Below are 19271 nucleotides of genomic sequence, written 5' to 3' on the forward strand. Positions count from 1 at the left end.
CGATCTCCCCCCCCCCCACCCCCCCTCCCTCCGGGATCTGTGCGTTGATCATGGGGTTAGCGGGTGAGTTGATCGCCAATTCACCGGTCAATCCCATGATCAACTAGGCCGAGGGGCCGAGGGGCCGAGGGGCCGAGGGGGCGTGGGGGCGTGGTTGTCCACAGGGTGGGGTGGGTTATCCACAGGGGGTCGAACTCGGGCGAGGAGTCGGCCACCGTTGTGGTCGTGGATCGACGGGGAGTGCTGGACCGGGTCTCGGCGGCGCAGGACGGGTTGGTGACGCGGGGCCAGGCGCTGCGGGCTGGTTACCGCCGGCACGAGATCGACTGGCTGGTCGACGCGGGCCGTTGGCGAGCGGTGGAACGGGCCGTGTATCGGATCGACGGCACTCCGGTGCACGAGCTGTCCCGGCGGTGCCGGGTCCGGGCCGCGTTGATGTCGCTGGGCCCGTGCGCCCACGCCGTCCTGGGCACGGCGGCGGAGATCCACGGCATGGCCGGCCTGCCGGCGACCGGTGAGATCCACCTGGCGCTGCCCGGACAGGCCGCCAGGACCCGGCGGCAGCTCCCCGGCTGCCCCGGTCTCGTGGTGCATCAGTTCGCGCATCCACCCGGATCTGTCGTGCGCGTCGACGGCATGGCGGTGACGACGCCGCTGGTGACCCTCGCCGAGACGATCCGGCAGGTTCCGCGGTATCCGGCGGTGTCGTTGCTCGACTCGGCGCTCAACCGACGCCTCGTCACCGAGGAGGAGCTGCTGGCGATCCCGCCGCTGATCGCAGGTCGGCGGGGAGCGGTGGCGGCCCGGGGCTACCTGACCGAGGCGGACCGGCGCGCGCAGTCCCCGCTGGAGACCCGCACGAGGCTGCGCTGCGTCGACGGCAGGGTTCCGCCGGACGCCCTCCAACTGGAGGTGCGCGACGACGACGGCTACCTGCTCGGCCTCGGCGACCTGGGCTGGCGGGCCCAGAGGGTGATCGCCGAGGCGGACGGTCGTGGCCCGCACGGCACCCCCGAGGCGGCGTACGCCGATCGCCGCCGACAGAACCGCATCGTCAACGCCGGTTGGACCGTCCTCCGCTTCACCTGGCAGGACACCCTCCGCCCGGACTACGTCCCCTGGACCGTCCGCCAGGCCCTGTCCGCCGCTGCCGCAAGCCGCCGATCATGGCGTTGACGGGTGAGTCGATCACCGATTCATCCGTCAACGCCATGATCAACGCGGTCTCGGCGGGGGTCGGTAGGATGCCGGGCGTGCGGGTACTTCTGGTGGGTGGTGGAGGGCGGGAGCATGCGCTCGCGCTCGGGTTGAGCCGGGATCCGGCCGTGGCGGCGCTTGTCGCCGCGCCGGGGAATCCCGGCATCGCGGCGCTGGCCGAGGTGCGGCCTCTGGACGTCTCCGATCCGGCGGCGGTCGCGGCGCTGGCCGTGGAGGCGCACGCCGACCTGGTGGTGATCGGGCCGGAGGCGCCGCTGGTCGCGGGTGCCGCAGACGCGGTGCGCGCCAAGGGCATCGCGGTGTTCGGGCCGTCCGCCGAGGCCGCCCGCCTGGAGGGTTCGAAGACGTTCGCCAAGGACGTGATGACCGCCGCCGGTGTGCCGACCGCGCGCGCGTACACCTGCGCCGACGCGGTGAGCACCGGGCGGGCGTTGGACGAGTTCGGCGCACCGTACGTGGTGAAGAACGACGGCCTCGCCGCCGGCAAGGGCGTCGTGGTCACCGACGACCGGGCGAAGGCGCTGGAGCACGCGGGCGAGTGTGGCCGGGTCGTCGTCGAGGAATACCTGGACGGCCCCGAGGTCTCGCTGTTCGTGGTGACCGACGGCGACGCGGCGGTGCCGCTGCTGCCGGCGCAGGACTTCAAGCGGGTCGGCGACGGCGACACCGGTCCGAACACCGGCGGCATGGGGGCGTACGCACCGCTGCCGTGGGCGCCGCCCGGCCTGGTCGACGACGTCATGCGCGACGTCGTGCACCCCACCCTGGCGGAGATGCGGCGCCGGGGCACCCCGTTCGCCGGCCTGCTCTACGTCGGCCTGGCGATCACCGCCGCCGGTCCCCGGGTGATCGAGTTCAACGCCCGCTTCGGTGACCCGGAGACGCAGGTGGTGCTGGCGCTGCTGGAGACGCCGTTGGCCGGGCTGCTGCACGCGGCGGCCACCGGCACGCTGGCCGAGCACCCGCCGCTGCGTTGGCGGGACGGCTCTGCGGTCACCGTCGTGGTCGCCGCCGAGGGCTACCCGGCGGCTCCGCGTACCGGCGACGTCATCACCGGGGCGGACGCCCCCGGCGTCATCCACGCCGGCACCACCCGCCGGGCCGCCGACGGCGCGTTGCTGTCCGCGGGCGGCCGGGTCCTCTGCGGTACGGCCACCGGCCGCGACCTGGCCGCCGCGCGGGACGCCGCCTACCAGGTGGTACGCGGCATCGGACTGGCCGGCTCGCACCACCGCACCGACATCGCCGCCGCCGCCATCGAGGGCCGGATCTCCATCCCCGGCTGACCGGTCGACGGCGTTATCGGAATTCCGACTCACGCCGCTGAATGGTGCCTCGGATTGGCGTACTAGGGCCAGGTTTGGCGCATTCGGCTCCCCGAGCACCTGTCGTAATCTGGGGCGCAGCGTCGATCCGAAGGTGGCCCGATGACCATTGAGGACAGGCACCGCGCTCTGCAGGAGGCCCTGCAGAAGAAGGCCGACGAATTGGCGAGGATTCTCGACAAGGCCGGGGCCGAGGCGCGCACTGCCGACGGCCGTACGCGGGAGCCGCTCGCCGAGGTGGAGAAGGGCATCCAGGAGGCGCGGCAGCTCGCCGACGCCGTGACCCGGGACGGTGGTGAGGCCGCCGCCGACCTGGCCACCGAGAAGCTCGTGGTGGCGATCAACCAGTTGGCGGCGGTGCTGGAGGCGGTCGGCGGGAAGCTCGACCACAAGAGGGTGGACCTGGATTACCGCCATTCGGCCGGTGCCGTCCAGGAGCGGGTGGAGGGCACCGGGGAGAACGGCGCCACCTATGTGGCGTCGCCGACCTTCGCCGAGGACGCCCGGCACTTCTTTCCGGGCGGCGCGGTCGGCGGTCGGCTCATTCCCCGCGGTTGGTACTCCATTCCCTGGTGGCGGGACGTGAAGCCGGGCACGGTGGCCAACGCGGCCGGCACCGGTCTGGTGTTCGGCGAGGTCGCCCACGAGTTCTACGAGCACGTGCTCGCCCAGCTTCCCGGACAGCCGTCCCACGAGACGTGGGCGAAGGGGGTGAGCGCCGGCTACCGGGTCTCCGCCGACTGGTGGCCGTTCGACGGTGACAGCGTTCTCGACCTGCTGTTCTGAGGAGACGCGATGAGCGAGAAGGAGTTCGGCCCGTACCGGATCAGGCTCACCCAGGACCCCGCCGGTTACGCGGTCTCGAAGCAGGGCGGTGACCTGTTCACCGTCGACTCCGTCGAGTACAAGGATTCGGTGGTCAAGCGTCTACGCATCGATCTCCCGGGCCGAGGCGCTCCGGTTCCGCTGACCTACAGTCCGGGCCGGAAGAAGCTGTCGGTGAAGTTGGCCAAGACGCTCGGCGTGGCCGCGATGTACGCCCTCGCCAAGTTCGTGGCACGGGAGAACGCCCGCAAGGGATACGTTCCCCATTCCACCATCCGTATCGGCACCGAAAGTCCGGGCAGTGCAGCGAGCACCGCCAAGACGACGGCCATCTTCGCGGCCGGTGGGGCTGCCCTCGCGAGCGGAAAGGACATCGCCAGCTTCATCAACCGGCCGCAGGAGGGCTACTACGACGGCCAGGGGCAGCTCGTGGTGCGGGGCGAGCTCGGTCGTCCGGACCTCCTGCCCCGGGGCGGGGCGCTCGACCTGTGAGCACTCTCCAGATACCACTGGTCACCGCCACCGCCACGCTGGCCGCCGCGGTGCTCGCCGCCTCGGTCACCCTCTGGAACGAGCGTCGCAAGCGGCTGCTGGAGGCGAGGCAGACCGCGTACGCCAAGGCGACCAGCACGTTGCAGCTCATCCGGCAGCACGTGGTGATCGACCAGATGTTCGCCGTCCAGATCGACGCCCTCCGTGGTCGGCTGCGCCAGACCGGTGACCCGGCCGAGCTGCGCGACGTCGTCCGGGACACGGTCGAGTCCCTGGAACGCCGCCGGGACCGGCTGCTGGACCACGTCCTGCGACCGCTGCTGGAGGCGGAGGCCGCGGTGCAGGTGTTCGGCAGCGCCCGGGTCAACCGGGCGATGGAGGAGGCGTCGGCCCTCGTCGTGGACATCCTCGGGCCCGAGCCGGGCGCCTTCGACGCCGTCCGGTTCGACGCCGCGGTGCGGTCCCTGCGCGAGGCGGTACGCGGGGAACTGCGCATCCGTTGACCCTACGGGGGGGCCGGCTCCCCACCTGCGTCGCGCTGGTGAGCCGGGCGCGAGCCGCCGCCCTTCGCGGAGCGGGCGGTTCCGGCTGGGGGAACGAGCCGTTCGGGGGCACCGGCCGTTGACCGGCCGTGTCACGATCATCCCGGCGGTGGGCACCGGCCCCACCAGGAACGGGAACGGGGGTGGGAGCGGTGACCGGGTTCCTCGGTGCGGCACTCGGCTTCCCCACCGTCCTCTTCAGCTTCCTGCTGGTCGTGGTCGTCGGCTACTGGCTGCTGACGTTGACCGGGGTGCTGGATCTCGGCGACGACCTCGACGTCGACGGCGTGCCGGGTGGCATCCTCGCCGGGCTCGGGCTCGGCGGCCTGCCCAGCGCGATCGTGTTCTCCCTGCTCGTGGCGGTGGCGTGGTTCGTCAGTCTGGCGGGCTCCGCGCTGCTCGACGAGCTCGGCCTCGGCGCGGGCACCCGGATCGCGGTGTCGGTCGGGGTGCTGTTGACGGCGGCCGTCTGTGCCTGGCTGGTGACCCGGTTGGTCGCCGTACCGTTGGCCCGCCTCTTCCCGACCGGCTCGGAGGCCAGCCGACACGCCTTCGTCGGCACCCTCTGCACCATCCGCACCGGCCGGGTGACCGCCGACTTCGGGCAGGCGGAGGTGACCGCCACCGATGGCTCCTCGGCGATCGTCCAGGTACGTCAACCCGGCGACGAGCCGCTGGGCGCCGGCAGTTCCGCGCTCATCTACGACTACGACGTCGACGGCGAGTTCTTCTGGGTCATGCCCACCGACATCGCCCTCGACCCCGATCCGACCCGCCATAAACACCTGTAACCGTCGCCGGTGACCTCCGCCCGCGACGGCGGGTCACCCCTCACTGCCCAGGACCGCACCGGTCATCCCCGCCGGCGGTCCAGCCCACGCTGCCCCCGTTCCCCGAAAGGAGGATGCGCGGCACCCCCCGGTCCGCGGACCCCGCCCGATCGCCGCCGCGCGCTCAGCCATGGATGTCATCACCACCGGAATCGGCGTACTTCTCGCCGTGCTCCTGCTCATCGCCCTCGGCGTGGTCTTCCTGGTCAGCCGCCTGTTCCGCAAGGTCGAACAGGGCAAGGCCCTGATCGTGTCGAAGGTCCGCCGGGTCGACGTCACGTTCACCGGCGCGGTCGTGCTGCCGGTGCTGCACAAGTCCGAGATCATGGACATCTCGGTGAAGACCATCGACATCGAGCGGACCGGCAACGAGGGTCTGATCTGTCGGGACAACATCCGGGCCGACATCCGGATCACCTTCTTCGTCCGGGTGAACAAGACGACCGAGGACGTCATCAAGGTCGCCCAGGCCATCGGCACCGCACGGGCCAGCGACCGGGAGACGTTGCAGGAACTGTTCAACGCGAAGTTCTCCGAGGCGTTGAAGACGGTCGGCAAGCAGCTCGACTTCGTCGACCTCTACACCAAGCGGGACGAGTTCCGCGACCAGATCATCCGGGTGATCGGCACCGACCTCAACGGCTACAGCCTGGAGGACGCGGCGATCGACTTCCTCGAGCAGACCCCGATGTCGCAACTGGACACCAAGAACATCCTCGACGCCCAGGGCATCCGGAAGATCACCGAGCTGACCGCGATCGAACACGTACGGACCAACGAGTTCCGGCGCAGCGAGGAGAAGGAGATCACCCGCCAGAACGTGGACGCCCGGGAGGCGATCCTCGAACTGGAGCGTCGGCAGGCGGATGCCGAGGCCAAGCAGCGGCGCGAGATCGAAACGGTGCGGGCCCGCGAGGAGGCCGAGATCACCCGGGTCCGCGCGGAGGAACGGCTGCGGGCCGAGACGGCCAACATCCGCACCGACGAGCAGTTGGGCGTGCAGCACGAGAACCGGGCCCGGGAGATCGCCGTCGCGGAGAAGAACCGCGAGCGGGTCATCGCGATCGAGACCGAGCGGATCGAGAAGGACCGCATGCTGGAGGTCATCGGCCGCCAGCGGGAGACCGAGCTGAGCACGATCTCCAAGGACAAGGAGGTGGAGGCCGAGAAGCGGGCCATCGCCGAGGTCGTCCGGGAGCGGATCGCGGTGGAGAAGACCGTCGCCGAGCAGGAGGAGAACATCAAGCGCCTGCGGGTGGTCGAGGAGGCCGAGCGGACCCGCCAGGCGGTGGTGATCCAGGCCGAGGCCGAGGCGCAGGAGAACCTGGTCAAGGACATCAAGGCCGCCGAGGCCGCCGAGACGGCGGCCAAGTTCAAGGCCCGCGAGCACCTGGTGCTCGCCGAGGCCCGGCAGCAGGCCGCCGAGTTGGACACCCGGGCGAAGATCCGCCTGGCCGAGGGCAGCCAGGCCGAGGCGGCCGCCGCCGGGCTGGCCGAGGTGCAGGTCCGCGAGCGCGGCGCCGAGGCGATCGAGAAGGTCGGCCGTGCGGAGGTCGCCGTCGAGCGCGACAAGGCCCTGCTGGCCGCCGAGGCGGTACGCGAGAAGCTCAAGGGTGAGGCGGAGGGGCTCACCGAGAAGGCCGCGGCGATGGCCGCGCTGGACGACGCCACCCGCGAGCACGAGGAGTACCGGCTGCGGCTGGAGCTGGAGAAGGAGGTACGGCTGGCCGGGCTGGACACCCAGCGGCAGGTGGCCGAGGCGCAGGCCAAGCTGGTCTCCACCGGCTTGGAGAAGGCGAACATCGACATCGTCGGCGGGGACAGCGTCTTCTTCGACCGGCTGCTCAGCTCGATCTCGTACGGCAAGAGCGTGGACGGTTTCGTCGCCCACTCCGACGTGGCCCGTGGCCTCACCCAGCCCTGGCTGGACGGCTCCGCGAGTTTCACCGAGGACCTGTCCCGGATGCTCGGCGCGATCGACAGCGGTGCGGTGCAGAACCTGACCCTGTCGGCCTTCCTCGTGCAACAGATGAAGGCCGGTGGCGCGGACAAGGGCAAGCTCCAGGAGTTGTTGACGGCCGCGAAGCGTCTCGGCGTCGCGGAGACCCCGGTGGGCGCCCTGGCCGGTGTCCGGCAGCGCGCCGGTGAGTGAGCCGGTGCCCGGCACCGCGCCGGTGGAAGAGTCGGCGCCCGCTCGGCCGGGGGAGGAGACCGCCGGGCTGGACGCGGGCAGCTACGAGGTGCTGCGCAACCGACTCGTCGGGCAGGCCGCCGAGTTGGCCCGGCGAGCGGAGGGCCTCAACGCCCGGCGGCTGGAGGTCTTCGGCAGCACCGAGCTGCGCCTGCTCAGCACCGAGCGGATTCGGACCGAGCACAACTGCGTGCCGCGGGACATCGTGCCGGTCGGCGGGTTGATGCTGTTCGGCTACAACGTCTTCATCGGCCTCAAACCGGAGACCGCGGTCGACGACGTCTTCTCGCTGCACCACTTCGCCCGATCCCGCGCCGCCGGCAGTACCGACGGCGGCGCAACCGGCAGCGTCGACGGTGACGGTTTCCGGTTCGACGCCGCCGGGCCGGACGAGCTGCCCACCCTGCTCCGTGATCCGCGGTTCCAGCGCGACTTCGGCGAGTTGTACCGCTACTACCGGCAGACCCGGCTGCTGCAACTGCGCCGGCTCGACGGGCTGTTGCTGGCGGTGTTCCAGACCGGTCCGCGGACCGACGACATCCGGGTGCTGCGGTGGCGGATCGGCACCGACGGCACCGTCGCGTACCTGGACAGCCGGGGTGAACGGGACCACGTCTTCCCGCCCACCCACGACTTCGAGTGGATCGAGACCACCCGCGAGGACCATGTTCTCGGCCGGCACCCGCACATCTCCATCGCCGACGAGGTCTTCGTGGAGACGGTCGGCGGAACCCTGACGGTCAAGGTGGAGAACAACACCGAGACCGGTGCGGGCGTCTACAGCGAGCCGGTGGACGAGCCGTTGCAGAGCCTCGCCGACGCCGACGTGAGCTGGGCGCGGGTGGGGCCGCTGATCCTGCTGCGGTTGCGGCCCTACAAGGAGACCGAGTGGCGGCACCTGGTCTTCAACACGCTGACCCGGGAGGTGATCCGGCTCGACGGCATCGGGCCGGCCTGCCAGCGGCTGCCCGACGACCACGGGATCATCTTCCCGGGCGGCTACCACCTGGCCACCGGCGTCACCCGCACCTTCGACACGGACGTGGCCGAGCTGGAGTTCGAACGGGTGGTGCGCTCACCGAACGGGGAGGACGTCCTCTACGTCTTCCACGCCCGGGCCGACGGGCGGTCGCTGCTGCTGCCGTACAACGCCATCCGCAAGGAGGTGGCCGCGCCGTTGCCCTGCCACGGCTTCTCCATCTTCGACGACGGCACGCTGGTGGTGTTCCGGGCCACCTCGGAGGAACCGACCCGGGTCCACCCGATGCAGATCTGGCAGACGCCGTACGTCTCCGACGCGTACGCGGCAGCCCAGCCGGCCGGCACCGGCCCGCTGGAGCGGGTTGGCAACGCCGACCTGGTCCGGGGCATCTCCGACTGCCTGTCGGTGGCGCGCACGGTCGACGGCACCAGCCCGACCACCGGGGTCTACGAGGCGCTCATCGCCGCCTGCGCCCGGATCACCGACCACTACCACTGGCTCGGCGAGGCCGACCTCGGTGACCTGCGCACGCCCCTGACCGAGCTTCGCCGCACCGCCGTCGCCGTGCTCGACGAGTACGAGAAGGTCCGCGCCCTCACCGCCCAGGCGGCGACCGAGGTGCGGGAGAGCGCCGAGCGGATCGCCTCGCTGTCCCGCCGGGCCCGGGGCGAGGCGCCGCTGACCGCCGACGACTGGGTCCGGCAGCTCGCCGGACTCCGGCAGGCGCGCGGCCACCTGGAGACGCTCCGGGAGCTGCGGTACGTCGACCACGGCCGGCTCGACGAGCTGGCCGCGCGGCTCGACGAGGAGCTGACCGCCGCCGGCCGGCGGGCGGTGAACTTCCTCAGCCGGGACGACGCGTTCACCGGCTACCAGGGCGAGGTGGAGCGGCTCGCCGGGCAGGCCGCCGGCATCGGCACGGTGGCCGAGGCGGGGACGGTCCGCGACGAGTTGGCGGGCCGCGCCGAGGGGTTGCAGACCATCACCGACGTGGTCGGCGGGCTGGACATCGCCGACGCTACCGTACGCACCGGGATCCTCACCCGGGTCGGTGAGGTGCTCGGCGGGGTCAACCGGGCTCGGGCCCTGCTGGACAACCGCCGTCGGGAACTGCTGGAGGTGGAGGGGCGGGCCGGTTTCGCGGCCGAGTTCGCGCTGCTCGGGCAGGCGGTGACCGGGGCGTTGGCGGCGGCGGACACCGCCGAGAGTTGCGACGAGCAACTCGGCCGGCTGCTGCTGCGGGTGGAGGACCTGGAGTCCCGGTTCGGGGAGTTCGACGACTTCCTCGGCGAGCTGGCGACCCGACGGACCGAGATCTACGAGGCGTTCTCGTCCCGTAAGCAGGCGCTGCTCGACGATCGGGCCCGGCGGGCGGACCGGCTGGTCTCGTCGGCCGAGCGGATCATGACAAGCGTGCACCGCCGGTTGACCTCCCTGGGCTCGCTGGACGACATCAACACCTACTTCGCGGCCGACCCGATGGTGGGCAAGCTGCGCTCGGTCGTGGACGAGCTGCGTACCCTCGGCGACCAGGTTCGTGCGGAGGAGCTGGACGGCCGGATCCGGGCCGCCCGCCAGGAGGCCGGCCGCGGCCTGCGCGACCGCCTCGACCTGTACGCCGACGGCGGCGAGACCATCCGGCTGGGCCGGCACCGGTTCGCGGTGAACACCCAGCCGGTCGACGTGACGGTCGTTCCGCACGACGGGCGGATGGCGGTCGCGGTGACCGGCACCGACTACCGGGCCCCCGTTTTCGACGAGGAGTTCCAGCGCACCCGCCGGTTCTGGGACCAGCTGCTGGTCTCCGAGTCGCCGCAGGTGTACCGCGCCGAATACCTGGCCACGGCGATCCTGGCCACCGCCGAGGTGGGCCGGGACGGGCTGGGGATGGATGCGCTGCACGCCGCCGCGGTGGAGGCGGACCAGCTACGTGACCTGGTCCGCCGGTTCGCCGAGACCCGCTACGACGAGGGCTACGAACGCGGCGTGCACGACCACGACGCCACCGAGATCCTGCGTACGCTGCTGCGCCTGCACGCCGGCGCCGGTCTGCTCCGCTACCCGCCGGCGGCCCGCGCCGCGGCCCAGCTCTTCTGGCGGTTCGGCACCGACGAGCCGGCCCGCACCGGCTGGACGGCCCGCGCGGCCTCGCTGGCCCGCGCCCGGGACCGGTTCGGTCGCCCGGACCGCGACGCGACGCCTCACCCGGAGCACGGCGGGCCGGCTGTCGACGGCGACGCGATCGACCGGTTGTCCGCCGAGTTGGCCGCCTCGATCAGCCGGTTCCTCGGGGACGCGGGCCTGACCGGGCTGGCCGACGAGGCCGAGCTGGCCGGGGAGTACCTGTTCGAGGAGCTGGCCGTGCCGCCGGCCGGGTTCGTCACCGGGGCCGGGGCACGGGCCATGCTCGACAAGTTCCGCCGTGCGCTGGGTGGCCCGCAGTCCCGCTCGGCGCGGGAGTTCGACGCCGACCTGCGGGCGCTCGACGCCGACCTGACCAGCCGGTACCAGCTGGTGCAGGCGTGGCTGACCGCGTTCCTCGCCACCGACGACGGCACCCTGTCCGGCTACGACCTGCCGGAGGCGGTGGCGGTGGAGCTGTGTGGCACCGGCCTGCCCCGGCACGAGGCGACCGCCACGATGGTGGAGACGGTCGGCGGGCTGCTCGGCGCGCACCCGCGGATCGACGGTTCGGCCATCACGCTGCGTCTGGACGAGACGCTGGCCCGCACCCGACGTTTCCGTACCGAACAGGTGCCGGCGTACCGGGACTACCAGCGTCGGCGCAACGCCCTGGTGACGACCGAGCGGGACCGGTTGCGGTTGGCGGAGTACCGGCCGCAGGTGTTCGGCGCCTTCGTCCGCAACCGGCTGCTCGACGAGGTCTACCTGCCGCTGATCGGTGACAACCTGGCCCGCCAACTCGGCGCGACCGGCGACGCCAAGCGGGTCGACCAGTCCGGCCTGCTGCTGCTGATCTCCCCGCCCGGCTACGGCAAGACCACCCTGATGGAGTACGTGGCCAGCCGGCTCGGACTGGTCTTCGTGAAGGTCAACGGGCCGGCCCTGGGCTCGGCGGTCACCTCGCTCGACCCCGCCGACGCGCCCGACGCGGCCGCCCGGCAGGAGGTGGAGAAGATCTCCTTCGCGTTGGAGCTGGGCAACAACGTCCTGCTCTACCTCGACGACATCCAGCACACCTCCCCGGAGCTGCTGCAAAAGTTCATCTCCCTCTGCGACGGGCAGCGCCGGATGGAAGGCGTGTGGGAGGGCCGGACCCGCACCTACGACCTGCGGGGCAAACGCTTCGCGGTGTGCATGGCGGGCAACCCGTACACCGAGTCGGGGCAGCGCTTCCGGATCCCGGACATGCTCGCCAACCGGGCCGACGTGTGGAACCTCGGTGACGTGCTCTCCGGCCGGGAGGAGGTGTTCGCGCTCAGCTACCTGGAGAACGCGCTCACCGCAAATCCGGTGCTGGCGCCGCTGGCCGGCCGGGACCGGGGCGACCTGGAACTGCTCGTCCGGATGGCGCGCGGGGACGACTCGGTCCGCGCCGACCAGCTCGGCCACCCGTACTCGCCGGTGGAGTTGGAGCAGGTCGTCTCGGTGCTGCGCAAGCTGCTGCGGGTGCAGCAGGTGGTGCTGGCCAACAACCAGGCGTACATCGCCTCGGCGGCGCAGTCGGACGCCTCCCGTACCGAACCGCCGTTCCAGCTTCAGGGGTCGTACCGGAACATGAACAAGCTGGCCGAGCGGGTCGTCCCGGTGCTCACCGACGACGAGCTGGAAGCCGTCATCGACGACCACTACGTCGGCGAGGCGCAGACGCTGGCCGCCGGGGCCGAGGCGAACCTGCTGAAGCTCGCCGAGCTGCGCGGCCGGCTCACCCCGGAGCAGGCCCGCCGGTGGGCCGAGGTAAAGGACGGCTACCTGCGCGAGAGAGCGCTCGGCGGCGCGTCGGACGATCCGGTCGACCGAGCGGTCGGCGCGCTCGGCCTGCTCGCCGACCGGGTCGGCGGGGTCGCCGTCGCCATCGACCGCGCCACCGACCGCACCTGAGGGGTACGCCTCGAGCAACCCCGGGCCTCCTTGCCTCCGTTTGAGAAGCGAGGCGAGGAGGTGGCGGGATTGCCTGCCGACATCGAGGGCTACCGCGAATACGTGGCGGCCCGGTTGGAACCGCTGCGCCGTACGGCGTATCTGCTCTGCGGTGACTGGCACACGGCGGACGACCTCGTGTCGACGGCGTTGCTCAAGCTACTGCGGCACTGGCGGCGGGTGTCCATGATGGACCACCCGGATGCCTGGGTGCGACGTACCCTCCTGCGGGTCTGGCTCGACGAATGTCGGCGCCCGTGGCGACGCGAGGCTTCGTGGGCGGACGTCCCCGACGCCGTCGTCCGCTCCAGCAGCGAGGGTACGGCGGACCGGTTGACCCTCCTCGCACTGCTGGCCGAGCTGCCGCCGCGCCGCCGCGCGGTGTTGGTGCTGCGGTACTTCTGCGATCTGTCCGTCGAGGAGACCGCGCGTGAGCTGGGCTGCACCACCGGCACTGTCAAGAATCGTTAGAAGCTATGGTCGATGTTGCCGACACGAACGTCGATCTAGGGGGACGGTCTGATGGTACGGCGTAAGGCCCGGTCGGGGAACCAGGGCCGGTTCAACAGCAAGGACGCCCTGCTGGCCGGTGGCGTAGAGGTGCGGGCGTTGCGGTATCAGCGCGCGAGTCAGGACAAGAAGGAACAGGGCAAGAGCGTCCACGACCAGGGAGTGCTCAACCTGGCGGAGATCACGAAGCGGTCCTGGGCGGATGCGGGGTCGTTCACGGACAACCATCGCTCGGCGAGCCGGCGTGCGACAAAGGAGCGCGAGCAGTTCGAGTTGTTGATCGAGCAGATCCTCGCCGGCAAGGGTGACGTGCTGGTGGTCTGGGAGATCTCCCGCAAGGAACGTGACCTCGCGGTGTTCGTGAAGATCCGGGACATGTGCCACGAGGTCGGTCTCAACTTCTGGCTGGTCGGTGGGGTGCTGTACGACCTGCGAGACAAGAACGACCGGATGATGCTCGGCTTTCAGGCCGTACAGGCAGAGTGGATGGCCGACTCGATCCGCGACAACGTGCTGCGCGGCATCGTCGGCGCTGCCGAAGCCGGGCGTCCGCACGGGAAAATCACCTACGGGTACCGGCGGATCTACGACCAGCGCACCAGAGCACTCCTGCGTCAGGAGCCCGACACCGAGATCCGCACGGCCGTGGCGGCCGACGGAACCGTGACGGAGTACTCGCACGCTCAGGTGGTGCGGGACAACTTCCGCAAGATCTCCGAAGGCATGCCCCTCACCGTTCGCGAGGCCGAACTCAACCGGCTCAACATTCCTGCCTCGCAGGGCGGGATCTGGCGGCGCGGGATTCTGCGCAAGCAGGTGATGAACCCGGCGTACATCGGCAAGCGGGTGCTGCGCGGGGAGATCGTCGGCGACGGCATCTGGCCCGCCCTGGTCGAGGAGGAGACGTACTGGTCGGTGGTGCGGATGCTGGGCGATCCGTCGCGGACGACGACACGTCCCGCTCGTGCGGTGCATCTGCTGTCGTACATTGTGCGCTGCGGGGTGTGCGACGGGCCGTTGTCGTCGCAGCGGCTCAACCGGCACGGCTGGGACGGGCAGGTGTACTCGTGCCTGCACAAGCGGTGCGCCGCGGTGAAGGCCGAGTTCTTGGACGAGTACGTGCAGCGCACCGTGGTGGCGTGGCTGTCCCGTCCCGACGTCTACGACATCCTCACCGCCGCCAGCGCCAGCGACGAGGAGGTCGCCCACGCCCGCGCCGAAGCGCAGAGGCTGCGCGGGGAGTTGGAGGAGTGGCGCAAGCTGGGTGAGGAGGGCGAGGTCACCGCGATCGCCTACGCCCGCGCCGAGAAAGGCCTGCTGGCGCAGATCGCCGAGCACGAGCGACGCGCCGCCGACGCGGGGATCCCCGCCGTGCTGCGCGGACGCATCGGTGACCAGGCGGTGCAGGCGTGGCAGGAACTCGGCGACGACATCCCGGTCAAGCGGGAGATCATCCGCCTCGTCGCTGACATCAAACTCCTGCGCGCCGGGTTCAAGGGCGAACGGCGCACCTTCGGCCGCCACCGCCTCGACTGGACCTGGAAGTTCGGCCCGCAGGATGAGCAGGCGGTTTAGGTGTCCGGCGCGGTCGATCGGTTCTGCCGCCCGTCCAACAAAGGGCGGGCGGCAGCGCGTATGGCGAAGGGCATGTCGAGCTCGGCGGATTTGGTCGCTTACTGACCGAGTAGTAGATAGCCGGGCACGACTCATCCGCCGAGGGTGGAGCTGTTTATCTGTCGATCCGACCGACTGGCGGCACCTCCACGGTGCGCGCGCCGGGTTCTCCTCCGAGCAGGACCGGTCGGAGTGATTTGTTGTTGGCCGTATCTGTCTCGTGCAGGGAACGGTCAGGGTTGGCCGTTATCTCGATCATGTAGGCGCCATTCGGCAAGTCGCTGATGTCGAAGGATTGGCCGGGAAGATACTGCGCGTAGGTGTCGCCAGAACCGATGTCGAGAACCTGCCGTATCCCCAAGGACGTCTGTTCTCCGCAGGACGTGTGAAGGTCGCTGTTGGTGGGCTGCCAATTCGCGCGCGGGACGGTGTAGTCGATCGCGTCGGTGTTGGCAAGGCAGAACGCCTCCTTTCCGCTGCGTATGGCAATCTTTCCGGCAGCGTCGAGGAGCCTGTACTGGGCGAAGTCGGTGAAGTGCCAGTGTTCATGGCCGTCGCGATTGTCCCATTCCATGGTCCCGACCGGCGCGTATCCTACCTGGCGGCCGCGATCGTCGTAAAAGTATTGGTAGGCGTCCATCAGGTCCTCGCCGCTGCGACGGTAGCCGTCGACCACGAGCGGGGATGTTCCGGCAGCCCATATGGTGGCGCTGAAGGACAGGTAGTCCGTTCTGACTTCTTGTGATTCTTGTCGACTTGTTGTGCTGATGGCCCAAGCCGGCAGGGGGGCGGAGGTCAGGCTTGTAACGTTTTGGGATCATGCTTGTGCCAGATGGAGGCTGAGCGCTGAGGGCAGGTTCGGCACGTGGAGGTACGGTTCGTAGGCTTCGCTGGCTATCTTGTATTGTGCTGATGTTGACCGCAACGGTCGCGGTGGCAGAGCCGGGTGGGATGTCGAAGACGTCACGGTACATCTGGTTCACTGATATATCGGCGTGGTATTGGCCGTCTGGCAGCTCGATCTGGGCGCGTTGCCACCATGGCGCCCCCGCCGGTGTGCTCCAGCCGGATTGGATGCCCCAGACAGCGCCGAGGGTGAAGGGGTGCGTGGGGCAGTTCAGGGGGTAAGGCGACTTGTCTGGCGCGTCTGATGTCGTTCGCGTCCCCCCGCTGTTCGGGCAGAAATCCTCGTTGCGGTCGAAGACCACCTCTCCGGCAGCGTTCCGAAGAGTAACGTGCGTGAAGTTCTTCAATGCTGAGAAGTCTGTTACGACACCAGGCGGCAATACAGCCAGTCGTTTTCCCCGCCGGGTATGGATGACTTGTGTTGCCTCCAGGGGATCGGCATAGGAATCGCGATTGATTCGCACCTCGAAGGGTGCGTTGTCGGCGACGATGTGGGTGCCGAACTCAAGCCGTGTCGGCTCACCCGCATAGTGACGGAGTGTAATCGATTCGGCGGCGGCCGTCAGGCGTAGGTGAGGCTGAGCGCCAGCAGAGGAGGGAGATTCTGCATGTGCTACTGCCGGAGCCGCCGCTACAAACGTCGCGGTACTCAGCGCCACCAGGCGCAGCTTGCTGTGGTGCAGCATGTCGGTGACCGCTCCCTACTAGGCGTCTGCAGCTAATGAACGGATGTGCCTATCGCGCGCTGACGGGTCGGTCGGAAGGCGCAAGGACCATCGGCGCGGATTCGTCCGATGCCCGCCCGCGTTTCTCAGGTGGGTGTGGCCGAGAAACGCGGGCGGATCACACAGCGTTGAGCGTCGTCACGCTACGGGCGTTGATCAAGCGATGGCGCTTGAGTTTGTTGTGCTACTGGCACTTGAGGTCGCTGTCGCCTCCATCGGCGCTGTATGCGTAGGCCTCAGTGCAGTATGTCTTTCCGAGGAAGGCCGCCTTGTAGTAGTAGGGCGTCGCATAGGTGCCGCCATTGAAGGAACTGCTGTGGCCGTCGATGTATGTGCCGCCGACTTGTCCGGAGGTTGCACTGCCAGTTCACGGTGACCCCGGATCGCCAGCCGGTGAACTGGCACTTGTAGGAGATCTTGCCGGTGATGGAGTCGTACGCCGGTCGGATGGCCGACGACGAGCCGGGCTCGTAGGCTAGAGCCGGAGAAGGTACGGCTGCGGTGGTGAGGCACACGGCCACGAAGGCAGTCGCGACAAAACGACGAATCATGGTGGTCTCCAATTCCGCTCTGATAAATCGAATCCGCACCCACTCCGCGAGGGCAGGCTCATCGGCGAGGACCGTGACGGTTTCGGTAGCTGACCAGGCACGGCGAATTCCATAAGTCTGTCTCGTTACGCAAGGGCGCGACCACTCCTCGGCAAAGTCGAGGGCGGCTGGAAACGGTACTGATGGAGGAAGTGAATGCGATGCCGGCCCCAGAAACCTATGCGGCTCGCGGGTAGCCCGGTGTCGCAATGACGCTGAGATCCTTTCCCCGTCGGACCCTACGTGATGACGTCATCGCTGTTGGTTCACTCTTGCACGGACATAGCCTGCTGTCCATACCTCAGATGGAACTTCCGCAACGTGAAAGATCGCAGCTCGAACCTGCTGCGGCTATTCAAGATTCACAGTGACGACAGCCTCGGACGAAGGAAGCGGACCCCTCCGAGTTCCGACTGTCGGCCCTGCCTGCATCGCGCTGAAGATCCTGAGGCTAATCGCGAAGTTTGGCAGAACACTGGAGGGACCCGGCTGCGTGTACCTTCTCGACGACAGTCGAGTTCATCCGAGCAGTGAGCCCGCGAATTGTCCATTGTAGCGCTCAGCTAGCTGGGTCAGCTGCCGAACTCGCAAGTCGAAGCCGGGTTCGGGTGCGGCTTCGGGAAATGTTGCTATCGCTCGAAAGTGTAGGCCCGGTGTGGGACCGACGCCCTCAGTCGGCGTGTCCTCCTGGCCGGCAGTGACACGGAGATCGGTGCTCAACGCCCCTAGGCCGGACAACGCGGCTAGGCATGACGTCGCCGACTCAGCGGTCGGCAGGTCAACGAAGTAGCTCGTCTGGCGTGGCGTGTCGGGCGGATACTCCTCGCCATGCCCCATGGCCCAATGCAACCGCTGGGTTAGATCGTGCAGCAAGATGCTGAGATCACCCGTAGAGGCTGCACGCTCTAGCGCCCCGCGGTTCATCAACCGCCTGATGATCCGGTCAGAAATGTCCGTCGGCAGATCACCCGCCAGGAGCAGCCCGTGAAGCGTCGCGCCGATGCCCAGCATTGCGGCCAGGTCCGACTGTCGCAGTGAACGGACGCGGGGGTCCATGTGGCGTACGTTACCCGCGACGGTTGGTGGCCGCTATGCCTGGGTGTGATTGCGCCTGAGGCCGCGGTGGTCGACAGCAACCGGTCGTGCCGCAAGTCTCATCCACTGATGCAGCACTGCGGAGACCGGAAGTCACAGAGACCCCTTGACCTATCGAGAGAGGCGAGGCTCGATCGTGTCTGCAGCCCGTCCGCTACAGAGCGGGCGGCGTGATCCGTAGACCAAGGGCTTCGCTTGCGATCCGCGAACGACCCAGCACCCCGACCGTGTCGCCGCCACCCCCCCCATCAGCCGAACGAGCACGCAACTACCGTGACCGGCAAAACGCCGAACAGCGGGGCGTGTGCGCTGCCGCTCGCGCTGCCCGCTGCGCGATGACCTTGGCTCGTGCTCCACACAGGACCGCACCGCCTGTGGCTGTGTTGCCGTAGGTGACTCCCCCGAGCGTGGATTGGCCGGCTGGTTCACCGCACGGTTCGGCTCCTGTGCCGCACTGGTCACCTCTTCACGGACAACTACCGCTCGGCGAGCTGCCGCGCCACCAAGGAGCGCGAGCAGTTCGAGTTGCTGATCGAGCAGATCCTCGCGGGTGAGGGTGACGTGTTGACCTAGGCGGATGCTGAGTCAGGAGCTGCGGAGAGCGACTTGACCTGCGGACACCATCGACGGAAGGTGTTCAGGCTGTGCCACGCGAACGACTCAGCACCCTGGCCGTGCTGCCCGACGATGTCACCGATCCGCTGTTGTGGCGGCTGGCCTTCGACGTCGCCTCCGCGCACCAACCCGACGAGCGCGGCGACTGCCGCAACCTGCAGTGTCACGGGCAGCGCGGCATGTGTGCCGCCGCTCGCGCCGCCCGCCGCGCGATGACCGTGTCGCGGGCTCCGCAGATGACCGTGCCGCAGTCGGTCCCCGCTCGGGGCCGCGCTGCCGGGGACGGCTTGTCCCGGCGTGGTTTCGCCGGCTGGTTCACGGTGGGATCCCCAGCCGAGACGATGCGACGGGTTAGCGGTCCGGGTCCGCTGCCGCACCTGCCGGCTCCACGGCGCGAGGTGGCGTGATAGATCAGCGGCCCGTCGGCGATCGCCATCGGTCGAGCAGGTGAACCTGCGCTGGTAGCGCGGCCGGTTCCGGACACGCCTCTGTGGCTTGCCTCCAAGCGGCGCGTGCAGGGGGCCAAGTCCGCGGTCCATGTCATCGCAGGGATTCGCGCTTATTGAGGGGTGCATCCCGATGATGAGGGACGCTTTCGAGGGATCCGGGTAGTGGACTCAAACGTGGCGAGCTTTGAAAACCAGCCTCACTCGGGTGAGACGCAGAGATTCAAGGACTTATCCTGCAAACCAGTTAACGGCATCGATACT

Annotated in this window: 13 protein-coding genes; 11 read left to right on the forward strand and 2 right to left on the reverse strand. The window is 69.3% G+C overall.

Features of this window, described 5'->3' with window-relative positions; all coding sequences use genetic code 11:
* Positions 1-225: 225 nt before the first annotated feature.
* The 10 genes from D7223_RS09160 to D7223_RS09205 all read left to right on the forward strand — a co-directional run bounded on the left by D7223_RS09160 (position 226) and on the right by D7223_RS09205 (position 14591).
* The gene (locus D7223_RS09160; RefSeq protein WP_120728113.1) at positions 226-1176 is read left to right on the forward strand and encodes a PDDEXK family nuclease; all 951 of its coding nucleotides are present in this window, start codon (positions 226-228) and stop codon (positions 1174-1176) included.
* Positions 1177-1253: 77 nt separating this feature from the next.
* A complete protein-coding gene (gene purD / locus D7223_RS09165) occupies positions 1254-2504 on the forward strand; it encodes a phosphoribosylamine--glycine ligase (RefSeq protein ID WP_120728115.1) in 1251 nt (416 codons plus the stop codon).
* A gap of 141 nt (positions 2505-2645) precedes the next feature.
* Positions 2646-3329, forward strand: coding sequence for a hypothetical protein (locus tag D7223_RS09170; RefSeq protein ID WP_120727168.1), 684 nt, complete (start codon positions 2646-2648; stop codon positions 3327-3329).
* Positions 3330-3338: 9 nt separating this feature from the next.
* The gene (locus D7223_RS09175) at positions 3339-3860 is read left to right on the forward strand and encodes a hypothetical protein (protein WP_120727172.1); all 522 of its coding nucleotides are present in this window, start codon (positions 3339-3341) and stop codon (positions 3858-3860) included.
* The gene (locus D7223_RS09180; RefSeq protein ID WP_120727175.1) at positions 3857-4363 is read left to right on the forward strand and encodes a hypothetical protein; all 507 of its coding nucleotides are present in this window, start codon (positions 3857-3859) and stop codon (positions 4361-4363) included. Before D7223_RS09175 ends, D7223_RS09180 begins: the two co-directional genes overlap by 4 nt.
* Before the next feature lie 191 nt (positions 4364-4554).
* Complete coding sequence (locus D7223_RS09185; protein WP_120727178.1) at positions 4555-5193, forward strand: hypothetical protein; 639 nt, start codon at positions 4555-4557, stop codon at positions 5191-5193.
* A gap of 169 nt (positions 5194-5362) precedes the next feature.
* Complete coding sequence (locus D7223_RS09190; RefSeq protein ID WP_120727180.1) at positions 5363-7384, forward strand: flotillin family protein; 2022 nt, start codon at positions 5363-5365, stop codon at positions 7382-7384.
* Positions 7377-12467 carry a DNA repair ATPase gene (locus D7223_RS09195; protein ID WP_272948682.1) on the forward strand — a complete coding sequence of 1697 codons (5091 nt, stop codon included), beginning with the start codon at positions 7377-7379 and terminating at the stop codon, positions 12465-12467. The genes D7223_RS09190 and D7223_RS09195 overlap by 8 nt, the downstream gene beginning before the upstream one ends.
* A gap of 69 nt (positions 12468-12536) precedes the next feature.
* A complete protein-coding gene (locus D7223_RS09200; RefSeq protein WP_120727183.1) occupies positions 12537-12977 on the forward strand; it encodes a SigE family RNA polymerase sigma factor in 441 nt (146 codons plus the stop codon).
* Positions 12978-13028: 51 nt separating this feature from the next.
* A complete protein-coding gene (locus tag D7223_RS09205) occupies positions 13029-14591 on the forward strand; it encodes a recombinase family protein (RefSeq protein WP_120727185.1) in 1563 nt (520 codons plus the stop codon).
* Positions 14592-14745: 154 nt separating this feature from the next.
* Here the strand turns inward: D7223_RS09205 and D7223_RS33190 are convergent, their stop codons facing one another.
* Positions 14746-15306 carry a lysyl oxidase family protein gene (locus D7223_RS33190; RefSeq protein ID WP_202864610.1) on the reverse strand — a complete coding sequence of 187 codons (561 nt, stop codon included), beginning with the start codon at positions 15304-15306 and terminating at the stop codon, positions 14746-14748.
* A 2064-nt stretch (positions 15307-17370) separates the two neighbouring features.
* On the reverse strand, positions 17371-17907 hold the full coding sequence (locus tag D7223_RS09215; protein ID WP_120727186.1) for a hypothetical protein: 537 nt from the start codon (positions 17905-17907) through the stop codon (positions 17371-17373).
* A 683-nt stretch (positions 17908-18590) separates the two neighbouring features.
* Here D7223_RS09215 and D7223_RS09220 point away from each other — a divergent pair.
* Positions 18591-18968, forward strand: coding sequence for a hypothetical protein (locus tag D7223_RS09220; RefSeq protein WP_238161765.1), 378 nt, complete (start codon positions 18591-18593; stop codon positions 18966-18968).
* Positions 18969-19271: the final 303 nt, after the last annotated feature.

This window comes from Micromonospora endolithica (genome assembly GCF_003626595.1).
Taxonomy (GTDB): Bacteria; Actinomycetota; Actinomycetes; order Mycobacteriales; family Micromonosporaceae; genus Micromonospora; species Micromonospora endolithica.